This is a genomic window from Kitasatospora sp. NPDC001660, from assembly GCF_053596725.1.
The window spans coordinates 18,932-31,011 of record NZ_JBSFGU010000018.1 but is presented as its reverse complement, the minus strand read 5'-3'; the positions used below and the strand labels follow the sequence as shown (position 1 = coordinate 31,011).

Annotated in this window: 7 protein-coding genes; all 7 read right to left on the bottom strand. The window is 75.7% G+C overall.

Going from position 1 to position 12,080, the window contains the following annotated elements; translation table 11 throughout:
• Positions 1-12: 12 nt before the first annotated feature.
• Positions 13-2,682 (bottom strand): WXG100 family type VII secretion target, encoded by a 2,670-nt coding sequence (locus tag ACWCXH_RS20655; RefSeq protein WP_449802882.1) that lies wholly within the window; start codon positions 2,680-2,682, stop codon positions 13-15.
• 77 nt (positions 2,683-2,759) lie between these two features.
• On the bottom strand, positions 2,760-3,419 hold the full coding sequence (locus ACWCXH_RS20650; RefSeq protein WP_449802881.1) for a hypothetical protein: 660 nt from the start codon (positions 3,417-3,419) through the stop codon (positions 2,760-2,762).
• The gene (locus ACWCXH_RS20645; protein WP_449802880.1) at positions 3,416-3,703 is read right to left on the bottom strand and encodes a WXG100 family type VII secretion target; all 288 of its coding nucleotides are present in this window, start codon (positions 3,701-3,703) and stop codon (positions 3,416-3,418) included. The genes ACWCXH_RS20650 and ACWCXH_RS20645 overlap by 4 nt, the downstream gene beginning before the upstream one ends.
• A 42-nt stretch (positions 3,704-3,745) precedes the next feature.
• The gene (locus tag ACWCXH_RS20640) at positions 3,746-4,090 is read right to left on the bottom strand and encodes a WXG100 family type VII secretion target (protein WP_449802879.1); all 345 of its coding nucleotides are present in this window, start codon (positions 4,088-4,090) and stop codon (positions 3,746-3,748) included.
• An 11-nt stretch (positions 4,091-4,101) separates the two neighbouring features.
• Entirely contained in the window at positions 4,102-7,431 is a 3,330-nt protein-coding gene (locus tag ACWCXH_RS20635) for a right-handed parallel beta-helix repeat-containing protein (RefSeq protein ID WP_449802878.1), read from the bottom strand.
• Complete coding sequence (locus ACWCXH_RS20630) at positions 7,428-10,736, bottom strand: hypothetical protein (protein ID WP_449802877.1); 3,309 nt, start codon at positions 10,734-10,736, stop codon at positions 7,428-7,430. The genes ACWCXH_RS20635 and ACWCXH_RS20630 overlap by 4 nt, the downstream gene beginning before the upstream one ends.
• Positions 10,733-12,073, bottom strand: coding sequence for a type VII secretion protein EccB (eccB, locus tag ACWCXH_RS20625; protein ID WP_449802876.1), 1,341 nt, complete (start codon positions 12,071-12,073; stop codon positions 10,733-10,735). Before eccB ends, ACWCXH_RS20630 begins: the two co-directional genes overlap by 4 nt.
• Between the last annotated feature and the right edge of the window lie 7 nt (positions 12,074-12,080).

The following is a 12,080-nucleotide window of genomic DNA, read 5'->3' as shown; positions in this document are numbered from 1 at the left end:
TCCGGCCACGGGTCAGATGATGGCGCCGAGGCCCTCGGAGTCCGAGGTGCCCCACAGCTCGCGCTCCTGGACGAGCAGGTCGGCGGCCCCGCGGGCGGGGGCCTCCGCCTCTTCCGCCTCGGCGGTCTCCTCCTCGGGCTCGGGAGCGATGTCGTCGGTGGCGCAGGACAGCGCGGCGCCCGCGAGCGCGACCGCGGCCGGGGTGGTGGCGGCCTGGCCGGCGGGGCTGGGTTGCCAGGTGGTGAACGCGGGCTCCGCCGCGGCCGTCCCCCAGGTGCCCTCCTCGGCCGTGGCAGGACCGTCCGCCGTGACGTCCGCCTCGTCCTCCGCCGAGGCTGCCCACAGCAGGGGCACGAACGCCGCGCCCGCGACGTCCCAGGCGGCGCCCGACTCCTCGTCACCCACGACCTCCGGCAGGGAAATCGTGGCGGAGGGGAGTGCGGCGGTGGCGAGCTCCGCGGCCGGGGTCCCCGCCGCGGCCTCCGCCGTCTCCTGGGCCTCGGTTTCGGTCCCGGGCATGGCGACACCCTCGGCCCAGACGGCCGCGGCCTCCCCGGCCAGGAGCGCGGCGGCGGCCGCTTCCCGGCGGTCGTCGCGTTGCTCCCGCCCGGACCCGACCGGGGTGGGGAAGAAGGGCATCGCGAGCCCCTCGCCGCCCGCGGCGGTGCCCGACTCGGCGGTCTCGCCGTCCGCCGCGCCGGTCCAGGGTTCGGCGTCGTGCTCCAACAGGCCTGAGGCGTCGCTGCGTTCGCTGTTGACGGCGGGTGCCTGGGCGCCGCCGCCCATGCCCGGCAGGTAGGGCATGCCCGCGGCCGGGGCGGTGGCTTCGTGGGCGGTGCCGGCGCCGATGGGGAGGGTGAGTCCTTCGCCGCCGGTGGTGGTGCCGAGGTGGGTGGCCATGTCGTCGCCGACGTCGGTGGATCCGGCCCACGGTTTGGCGTCGTGCTCCAACAGGCCCGAGGCGTCGCTGCGTTCGCTGTTGACGGGGGGTGCCTGGGCGCCGCCGGTGTTCGGGAGGAAGGGCATGCCCGCGCCGGCCAGGCCCCCCGTGCCGCCCGTGCCCAGGCCGCCCGGGAACGCCGTGCCCGCCTCCCCGAGGCCCGACAACCCGGGGATCGAGGACCCTCCGGAGAGGTCGGTGGGCAGCCCGGAGGAGGTGGAGAGGTCGCCGGGGAAGCCGGCGGGCAGGCCGCCGGTCAGACCGCTGCCCAGGCCTCCCGTGGCACCGGTGCCGAGACCACCGGGGAAGGCGCTGGGCTTCCGGCCGGTCAGACCGCTGCCCAGCTTTCCGGTGCCCCCGGTCCCGAGGCCGCCGGTGAACGGTACGGGGGCGGGCGTCGACCCCCAGGTGCCCGGATCGGCCGTGCTGAGGCCGTCACCGCTGCCCAGGCCTCCCGTACCGCCGACGCCGGTGCCGCCGGGGAAGGCCCCGGGCAGGGGCGCGGGGGTGCCGAGGCCCCCCGTGCCGAACGTGGGCAGCGGGGAGAGGCCACTGAGGCCGCCGGTGCCGCCGGTGCCCGTCCCGCCGGTGAAGGGGTCGGCCCCGGGAGGCGCGAGCGGGGCCGGGTTGAGGCCACTGAGACCACCGAGTCCACCGAGGCCGTCGGTGCCCGTTCCGTCGGGGAGGGGGGCCAGGCCGGCCTTGAGACCGTTGACGTCGCCCGCGCGGGTGCCGGCGGCGAGGTCGGGGAAGGCAGTCGGCGGGCCGTCGAGGGTACCGGCGCCCGCGGTGCCCGTGCCGGCCTTGAACGCCGTGAGGTCGGGCTTCTCGCCGGTCGGGTCCGGGCCGAGGCCGTTCAGGCCGAGTTTGCCGGCGAGGTCGGTTCCTGCCGGGTTCGACAGCTCGGGCAACGCGGAGAGCTTGACGGGTTCGATACCGGGCTTGTGGTCGTCGCCGTCGAGGCCGGTGAGATCCGGCAGGTCCGACGGCTTGGGCTGGTCCAGCCCGCCACCCCCGCCCCCGAGGGGGGAGCTGATGCTGCCCGGCGACGTGATCGTGTCGAGGGTGACCTGGTACTCGCCCGCGAGGCTGATCAGCACCTGCCGCATGTCGTGGTTCATCATCTCGACCAGCTCGGGCCTCTGGCTGACCGGGATCAGGCCGGTACTGCTCATGGCGTCGAGGTGCAACTTGTCGTGCGCCTGCTTGGCGTACCAGTTGTCGATCTCCAGGATCTTGTTCTGCGCGTTGGTCAGGTTGACCGCGTTGTCGGCGAGCTGCTGCGGCACGGAGTTCTTCCCGGAGTGGCCGCCGGAGATCACGTCGGCCACCGCACCCACCTGCCTGGAGAAGGTCTTGATCACCTCCGTGAAGGCGTCCGCGGCGTCGCCCGTCCACACGCCGTCCTTGCCCGCCAGCGCGTTCGCCTGGTCGGTCAGCGCCTGCGAGACGCCCACGAGGACCAACTGCACCTGGTAGAAGGTGTCGGCCGCGTTCTGGAGCGACTGCGGGTCGGCCACCGACTTGGCGTATTCGAGGTTGGCGGCGCTGCTGACGCCGCCGCCCAACCCGACGATGGCGGCCTCGATGTGCTTCCAGTCCCACTCGTAGTAGTCGTGCTCGTGGAAACTTTCGCTAGTAGTGGGCTTGCCCTTGAGGGAGCCGTGGTCGCCCTTGGTGACGCCGTTGTCGTTGTTGCCCGTGTCGCTGTTGTCCTTGCCGCTGTCGCCCTTGCCGGCCATGGTCCCTCCCGGTCGCTTCGCCGCGCCGCCCGTCGCCGCCCCCGAGGGTCGGGACGCGGCGACGGGCGGCGCGCCGATCAGTTGTTCTTGCTGTCGTTGCCGCTGTTGCTGTTGCCGTGGTGCTTGCCGTCACCGCTCTGGCTGCCGCCGCCACTCTGGCTGCCGCCACCGGCCGTGGCGGCGTCGCCGCCGGCATCCTTGACGACCGTGTTGAACTTGTCGTTCGCCGAACTCATCGCATCGCGGAGGTCCTTGGCGGTCATCTTGTTGGCTTCCTCGATGCTCTTGTACTGACCGCTCAACGTCCGTACGCCCTCCCGCAGATCGACCAGCGCGTTCGAGAGATCGCCGAGCGCCTTGACGCACTGGTCCTTCAGCCCGGCGTCCCCTTCGCCGCCGTTGACCGTTTCCCGCATCTTCGCGGCGTGGTAGAAGGCCCCCGGATGCACGTCGATCGCGTGGAGCGCCTTCGCCGCCGCGTCCACCGGGGCGATGAGCAGGTCGATGTTGTCGGCGAACTTGCCCAGGGACGGCGTGCTCACCGTGGTGCCCTTCGACTTCCCCGGCGCCGGGGGGACCTCGGGCGCGGTGAACGCGTCGGGCGCGTGGTAGCTGCCGTGCCCCCCCGCGATCGTGGTGCTGCCGCCGTACTGGAGCTTGCTGTAGTCCGCCGAGGGAGCCGGGGTCGCGGAACCCCCCAGGTCCCTGGCCGGCTTTATCGGGGCGCCGCCGGTCACGACCAGAGCCGAACGCCGGAGCGCTCGCCGGAGGCGTAGTACTCGTTGATCGTGCCCAGCATCTGGGTCGCGTTGGTGGCCTTCACGGTCATGTCGGCCGCAGCGCTGTCCCACTGGGCCTTGACCTGCGTGTAGGTGTCGCGCGCGGCACTCGTCCACTCGGCGAGGTGGACGGTGGACTGGTTGTCGAGGTCGGCCAGCGTCTCGTTGATCTTCCGGGTGATGGCGGCCATCTCACCGACGATGATCTCGACCTGGTCCATCTGAACGCGGTACGTGCTCATGCTGATTGCTCCCTGGGGTGCGGAGTGGAGGCGAAAGGTGGGTCAGAGCGGGAAGCCGACGAGCCCGCCGCCCGAGGCGACCTGCTGCGCGACCTGGTGGGCCACCTGCTCGGTGTCCTGGTGCGTGTTGGCGTAGACGTTGGTGTTGGCGGCCAGCGTCTCCAACATGGTGGTCAGCGCCTGGTTGAGCTTCTGGAAATCCGCCAGCCACTGCTGCATGGCCTGGGTGTAGATGCTGGCGGCCTGACCGGTCCAGCTGGCGGCGAGCGCCTCGACCTGGCCCTCCACGTTGGCGTAGGAGGTGGTGGCCTCGTCCACGGCGTGCTGGAACGTGCCCTGGGCGGCGGTCATGCCCGCCAGTTCGACCTGGGACAGCTGCTGTGCCACGGTGCTTCCTTTCAGGAGTGCGCGGGTACGGGTTCCGGCTGCGGGAGTCGTTCAGCCTCGGGGCGGGAGCCGGTGCCCGCCGGAGGACGCGTGAGGTCGTCCAGGGTGACCGTGCGGTCGCGCGCGGTGGCGGCGATCCTTTCGGCCAGCCGGTGCGCCGCGTACGCGGTGCGTTGCGCGGGCTGGTCGGCGAGGGCGGCGGTCAGCGCGTCGGCCGCCTCCTCGTCCAGTCGCATCCCGTGGGACGACAGATGGCGGATCGTCATGTCCAGGGTCTGCTCGGCCGAGTAGTCGGCGAGCTCGACGTACTGCGCGAAGGAGCCGGCCAGGTCGGTCCGTCGGCGCAGCGTCTCGACCAGGTACGGGCCGCTGCCGGTCAGGACCAGCACCGTGTCCTCGGCGCTCGCGGCGACGGTGGCCAGGGCCGTGAGGACGGCGTCGCACTCCTCGGGGTGGCGCCGGGTGAACGCCGGGTCCGCCTCGGCGACCAGTACCCCGCCCGAAGCGTCGGCCAGGGCTGCGGCCAGTCGCACCAGCGGCTGCTCCGGCCAGCGCGCGGGCACGGCCGACAGCGGCAGGTGCGCCGTCGAACCGGTCGACGGGAAGCCGAGTTCGGCGAGATCGCGGCCGTACGCGCGGGCGAGGGCCCGGCGGCCGCTGCCCGGTGCGCCCTGGATGACCAGGTGCGCCGGCCCGCCGATCGGCCGCCCCGCACGCAGGGCCTCCGCCGTCCGCCGCAGCCGCTCGCGCAGCGTGGCGCGCGCTTCCTCGTTGCCGACCAGCGCCGCTAGGTGGCGCGGCCCGGGTCCGTCGGCAGCGCCCTCGGGGGAGGCCGGGTTGCCGGGTATCGGCTCCGTCGGGTCCGTCGGCTCGCCGGGGGCCGGTGCGGCCGGGGCGGTCGGTGCCGCGGGCCCGGCCGGTGCCGTGGGTGCGACCGGTGCGGCCGGTCCCGCCGGTCCGGCGGGCACCGTGAGCACGTCGGCGGCGGTCAGCCGGGACAACTCCCGGTCCTCGTCCGGCGGTTCGCCGGCCAGCCGGGAGGCCTGCCGGTTGATCATCTCCTCGAAGACCTGCCGGGCGACCCGGCCGTTGCCGAAGGTGGCGCTCTTCGGCACGTCCTCGAAGTACCGGTGCAGCGCCGCCAGCGCGTTCTCGTCGAGCTCGTAGTAGTGCTTGCCGCAGAGGCCCTCGACGATGGTGACCAACTCGTCGGCGCTGTAGTTGGGGAACTCGACGGTGCGGGAGAACCGCGAGGCCATGCCCGGGTTGGAGGCGAGGAACTGGTCCATCTGCGCGGAGTACCCGGCGACGATGACGACGATCTCGTCGCGGTGGTCCTCCATCAGCTTCATCAGGGTCTCGACGGCCTCCTGCCCGAAGTCCGGTCCGGTGCCCCGGGACTGGTTGGTCAGGGTGTAGGCCTCGTCGATGAACAGCACCCCGCCGAGCGCCTTCTTGAAGACATCGGTGGTCTTGATGGCGGTGCCGCCGATGATCTGCGCGACCAGGTCGGCGCGGGCCACCTCCACGATGTGGCCCTGGCTCAGGATGCCCAGCTCGGCCAGCACCGCGCCGTAGAGCCGGGCCACGGTGGTCTTGCCGGTGCCCGGAGGGCCCGCGAAGACCAGGTGGCGGCTCATCGGGGGCATCGGCAGGCCCATCTCCTGCCGCCGCTGGGTCAGCTTGTTGAGGTTGATCAGGCCGGTGACCTCGCGCTTGACGCTCTCCAGCCCGACCAGGGCCTCCAGGTCGGCCAGCGGCCCGGTGCCCGGACCGGACGCGTCCGCCGAACCGGGAGCCCGGCCGGACGACGGTCCGTCCGCCGCCCCGCCCGCCGACGGGCGGTCGTCGTCGGTGTCCAGGCGCGCGACCTTCGGCTGCCCGGCCCCCTGGGCCCGGCCGACGGCCGCGCCGCCGTTGCCCCGGATCTCGCAGTCGTGGATCCGCACCGGCCCGTCGGTGGCGGAGCGCACCCCGTCGCCGCTGTTGTCGCTGACCGCGCAGTTGCTCAACTCCGCCCGCGAGGAGGGCTGCAGGTGCACGCCGTGGCGCCGCGCCCCGGTGATCCGGCAGCCGACGGCGTTGACCGAGCCGCCCTCCGCGACCCGGATGCCGTCGCCACCGGAGTCCGTGAACTCGCTGTCCTTGGCAGTCAGTTCGCTGTCGTCCCCGACCAGTGCGGGGGAGCCGCGCAGCAGGGACGACACCAGCTCCGTGCGGGCGCCGCCGGCGAGCGTCAGGCTCGCGTCCCCGCCGGCGGCGAGCACCCGCACCCCGACGAGCTCGGTGGCCGCCCCCTCGGTCAGCACGATCCCGGAGCCGCGCTCGATCTCGATCTCCGCGTCGCGCGCCGTCAGCCAGCTCGCGCCCGCCAGGGTCACCGCGGCGGTGGTCGTCCCGGCGAAGGACGTCTTCTCGCAGACCACCTCGGAATCGCCCTCGACCAGAAGGCCGACCGGGGTCTCGACGATCCGGCACCGCTCCAGCCGCGGCCGCGAGCCCTCGGTCACCCGCACTCCGCCGACGGCGGCCGGGCCGACGGCGCAGCCGCGCAGCTCGGGCCGGGCCCCGCCGCCGACGTGCACCGAGGTGCTCCGGGACCCGGTGAACGAGCAGTCGGTCAGGACGGTCTCGCCCTGGCTGGTCAGGTACGCGTCCAGCATCGAACTGCCGGTGATGGCAAGCCTGTTCAGCCGCGCGCGGCCGTCCTGTTCCACAGCGACCGCCGGCTTGCCGGCGCCGTCGATCCGCCCGCCCTCGACCACCACCGAGCCGCGGCCGTTGACGCAGATGCCGTTGCCGCGCGGACGGTCCAAGGAGCACTCGCGGACGGTCAGTTCGCCCTGCTCGGCGATGACGAACCCGGAGGAGGCGACGTCGGTGATCACGCACTGCTCCACCAGGTTGCCACCGGTGGAGGTCACCACGATCCCGGCGCCGCGGGCGTTGGAGATCTGGCAGCCGCGGAGCGCCAACACCCCGTCGTGCCAAGCCAGTACGGCGGCCCAGGCCTCGCCGGAGAGCCGGCAGTCGTCCAGCGCGGCCTGGCCACGCCGCACGTCCAGCACCGGCGCGTGGGCGTCGGCGCCGGAGAGCGAGAGGCCGGACAGGCGCACCGCCTCGGCGTCCAGCACGACAGTGCTCCCGGCGGCCGCGTGCAGCACCACCGCGCCGTCACCGTCCTCGGCGGCCAGCGTCACCGGCCGGGTGATGGTGAGCGCCTCCTCGTACCGGCCGGCGGCCACGGTGATCAGCGCGCCCTCGGCCGCGTCGGCCAGCGCCGCGCCGATGGTGGGGTAGGCGCCCGGGCGTTCCCGGGAGACCAGCAACCTCTGAGTCATGCGGCCGCCGCCTTCCGTGCCGTCCGCGGCAGCAGGCCCGGCGGGGCACCCGCGGAGGGCGGGGTCCACCCCGCGTCCCCGGCCCGCGCGGGGGCGGCGTCGGTGTCGTCCGGGCCGTCGGCGGCGTGCGCCAGGCCCTCCAGGGCTATCTCGTCGAGCGCCACGCGCGCCTTTCCGTCCTCGGAGCCCTCCGACGCGGAGAGCTCTCGCAGCAGCAGTCGGTCACGGTCGTCGGTGCCCAGCACGCGGAACCTCGTCCCGGGCAGGAAGACCACCCGGTCCGCGACGTTCGGGGCGACCAGGGTGGTGCGCCGGGCCGTCAGCGACCAGATCAGGAAGTCGGTCGCGGCGGCCGCGGGCTCCGCGGTGCGGGCCCACGCGGTGCAGAAGGCCCACTCGGTCAGGACGTCGCCCTCGCGGTACCAGGCCCGTTCGGACGGGTGCAGCGCCGCGCGCAGCAGCGTGGCGCCCCGGTACGACGGCAGCCGCCGGAGTCCCGCCGCGACACAGCGGGCCAGCGGCACGTGCGGTCCGACGGTGGCCGTCCGGACGGCAGCGTCGAGCGCTGTGCTGTCGCCGGTGAGGTAGAGCCGCAGGGCCGCCAGATCGGTGTAGGCGTCGGCCTCCTCGGCGCGGGAGGCACCGCGCAGCCCGGGGGACTCGGACAGCACCCGGGACACCGTGCCGGCGGCCGCGTTGAACTGCCGGGCGAAGGTGCGCCGCACCCACTCCCGTTCCTGCGCCATGCCGCGCTCCTGCGGCACGGCGCTCGCGCCCGGCCGGGGCACCGGCTGCACCACGACCCCGGACGGCGCCGCGGCGGCGAGAACCGACGTGACGGGCGAGGGGGAGTCTGGCGCTGCGTTGCGCGGCGTGGCGACGGCCAGCTCCGGCGGGGGGACGGACTCCAGCCGGATGCCGGGGATGCCGGCGGGCCGGGCCCGTGGGGCGGGCGCGGGGGCGGCCTCGTCGGCGTCCGGCTTGCCGGGTTCGTCGCCGTCCGCGGTGTCCGTGTTGGCCGTGTCCGCCGTGCCCGTGTCCGGCTGGCCGGTGTCGGAGCCGCCGGTCTCGGGGCCGTCGCTGTCCGCCGCGGCCGGGTCGTCGGTGGACGGCGCGGGGGGCGTGCGGTCGGGCCGGGTCGGGTCGGACGTGACGGTCGGGGGCGCCGTAGGGCGCCGGCTCGCGGGCGTTTCGCCCACGGGAGGAGCGGCCGGAGCGGCCGGAGCGACCGGGGTCGTCGGGGTGACCGGGGCGGACCCGGGCTCCGCACTCCCGGTCGGTCCGATCCGGCCCGGTGACGGGGCGTCGAGCGCCGGGTCCGGAGCCGTGCCGCCCTGGCGCGGGCCGCCCACGACGACCGGTCCGGGGGTGGCGGGCGGTGCGGCGCCGACGGCCGGGGGCGCCGGCAGCTCGGTCCGGATGGGCGAAGCGGGTGCCCCCGGCTCCGCCCGGTGCGGCCCGGAACCGGGGCGGGCCGGGCCGGCGGTACGGGTATTGAACGGGTCGGTCGGTTCGTCGGTGCCGGGGCGGCCGGAGTCCGTCCACCCGACGGCCGGCGCGGTGGTCGACGGCGATCCGGCGTCCGCGGCCGGCGGCGCGCTCGACAACCGGGGCGCGGCGTCGGGCGCGTCGAGGCCCGGCCCGACCGAGGTCAGCAGCGACTCGGACGGACGGGACGGCCCGGCGCCGAGCGCGGATTGCGTCCGGTCCAGGGAGGGCGGGCGGACGACCCCGGGCGAGGCCGCCTCGGCGGCCGGGAGGGCCGTGATCCGGGCGGCGGTCGCGGCGGTCACCCCGAGGTCGTCGGCCGTGCCCCCGGCGGGCCGGGCGAGCGCCCTCCGGCGTGCTCGGGACGCGGCCGGGTCGACGCCCGCCGCCGGGGCTCCCCCCGCCGCGGTGCCGGTCGCCCCGGACGAGGCCGTCGCCCAGAAGGCGAGGTGCGCCGGGCGCTGCGGAGCCGTCCGCGCGGCGGTGCCCGGCCGGGTGCCGTCGTCCATCGCCACCGGCTCCCCGAGCGGCCACAGGCCGGACAGGTCGTTCGGCGCGGCGCTGCCGGGGGCGTCGGCGGGCGCGATCCGGTAGGCGTCGCGGGCCTCGGGCGGCAGCCGCCACAGGAGGTCCTGGGCGTGGGCGCGCATCCGGTCGGCGGTGGTCGGCTCGCTGCGGTCGTAGAGCAGCGCGGCGTAGCCCTGCGGGGCGGGGACCCGCCGGACGTCGTCGCCGTCGGCGGGCTCCCTCGTCGGGCGGATCCAGAGCCCGCTCTGCACGATCTCCAGCACGGTGCCCGCGGCCAGCTCCCACACGCCGGTGCCCACGTGGGGGAGGCCCGGCAGGGGGGTGCGCACCCCGAGCAGCTCCGGCGGCGTCGCTCCGGTGTGCTCGTGGGGGCGCGGGGCGTAGCGGTAGTGGGCGGCGAAGGGATGCCAGCCGGGCGTGCCGTCGGCGAGCAGGCCGCGTACGTACGGCGGGGCGTCGTGCCCGGCCGGCACCACCGGCAGGCCCGAGCACACCACCACGTGCTGCCCGAAGGCGTCCGCCAGCTCCTGGCCGAGCGCGCCGGCGCCCGCGGGCACCGCGACCGGTCCGTACGGGACGAACCGTACCCGGCGGCGCACCGACGGCAGCACGGTGTCCCAGAGCCCGATCGCGTCGGCCAGCGGCACCGCGGGGCCGCCCGGGCTCCCGAGGACCACGGTCAGCACGTGGGGGTCGGCGGGCAGGGTCTCGACCAGCCGGCGCCACCCGTCGAGCAGCCCGGAGGGCCGGGCGCTGCGCAGCCAGACGCCGCACGGCACGGACTCGACCACGCCGTAGGGGCTGGTGGCCCACGGCCGGTCGGGGGTGGAGAACTCCCACATCGGCCGCGGGTAGCGGCGGGACTCCGGTTGCGCGAGGCCGCCCGGGCGCAGCTGGAGCCAGCCGGCGCCGTGGTCGATCGGGACGAACAGGCCGCCGCCGGCGGTGAGCACCGGCCGGCCGTCCGGCACGAGGACGACCCGATTCAGCCGGTCGGCGATTCGCTGCCCCGCGCACCGGGCTTCCGCCGGGGTGGCGCGTCCGGGGAGCAGCCGCAGGCTGCCGGGACGGTCGGCGAGCAGCCGGGCGACCGGCTCCCACTGGCTGTCCAGCGCGCCGTGGGGCAGGTCGAGGACGACCGGGGTGTGCTGCGGGTCCGGTGCCAGCCGGGCGGTGAACTCCAGGGCCTGCGGGTCCGGTTGGCCCTTGGGGTGGACGAGCAGCGCGTGCCCGGCGGCCCGGCAGCGCAGCGCCGGGGCGGGAGGCCTGGTCCTGAGTCGCACGGTCACCGACCCCCCACCGTCGCCCGGGCGGCGGCGACGTCGAGCACCGGGCCCTGCGGGAGTTCGGCGAGCAGGTCTGCGGGCACCGGCGTCCTGGGGCGGCCGACCAGACCGAGCTGGCCGACGGTCTGCCCGTCTCCGAGCGGGTAGGCGGTGCCCTGGTCGTCGATCAGGTAGGTCCGCGGGTTCGAGGTCTGGGCGGCGAGCTGGGCCTGGTCCACCGCGTAGACGCCGGTGTCGGCCGGCAGGAGTACGGCCCGGCCGCCGGTGGCCGCGGCGCCGGACTCCAGGACGACCTGGGTGGTGATGCCCGTGCCGTCGGGCGACTGGGCGAGGCAGACGGCCTGCCCGGCGGTGGCGATCGGGGGCGCGTCGCGGACGTCGGGCACTTTGGCGGTCGGCGCGGGCGCGGCGGAGAGCGGCGCGGTGGCCATGTCCGTCGCGCTCACCGGGCGGACCGCCGGCGCGCCGGGAGCCGCGGCGAGCAGGGCGGACTCGCTGGCGCTGACCGGGGCGATGCCGTCGGACAGCATCACGTAGTAGTGGTCGGTGCCGCCCGCGGTGGTGGTGAACAACTGGCCCACGGTGACCGCGACGCCGGCCACCTTTCCGGCCGGGTTGCCCGCCCCGGGGACGGGGGCGGCGGCGAGCGGCACGCCCTCCGGCAGGGCGGCGATCCAGCTCCGCGGCGCCGGTATCGCGCGGTCGCCGTCGAGGCCGAGGGCGATCAGCGCGCCGTCGCCGGGCACCGGGTAGCGGGTGCCGCCGAACAGCAGGTAGCGCTTGCCGTCGGGGTCGGTGAGCAGGGCCCGGCGGCCGGCCGGGACGGGCGTGGTGCGCCCCTGGGGGGCGAAGTCCACGGCCTCACCGGTCTTCAGGTCGGGTCGCAGGCAGCGCGTCCAGCCGCCGGACAGCAGGCCCGCGGCGGTGGGCACGGTGTCCGGGGCGCCGGGGATGCCGACGGGGGCGCCGTGCGGGGTGCCGGCCAGCGTGGCGCGGGCGGCCGTCTGCATCGGGGCGCCGCTGCCCGCGAGGAGCATCGCGGAGGCGTGGTTGCGGACCGGGCGCAGCTCGCCGTTGACGTACAGGTAGCGGTTGCCGGTCTGCTGTTCCAGGACGATCGAGCCGGGCGTCCGCCAACCGGCCGGCGGGACGGGTGAGATGAGCCCGTAGACGGCGAAGCCGGCACACAGCAGGGCGGTGGCCCCGGCCCCGAGGAAGGTGCCCATCGCGGCGCGCCGGGTCGGGCTCTCGCCGCGTCCGGGGTCACCGCTGACCAGGGCCGTGGCCAGCCTGCCCATGGCGAACTGGTAGGCCTGGACGTGGTCGCGTCGGGTCTGCACTGGTGTC

Bases quoted from the DNA above. Each gene is read 5' to 3' on its own strand.
- ACWCXH_RS20645 (WP_449802880.1), bottom strand. From the start codon at position 3,703: ATGAGCACGTACCGCGTTCAGATGGACCAGGTCGAGATCATCGTCGGT.
- ACWCXH_RS20655 (WP_449802882.1), bottom strand. From the start codon at position 2,682: ATGGCCGGCAAGGGCGACAGCGGCAAGGACAACAGCGACACGGGCAAC.
- ACWCXH_RS20635 (WP_449802878.1), bottom strand. From the start codon at position 7,431: ATGACTCAGAGGTTGCTGGTCTCCCGGGAACGCCCGGGCGCCTACCCC.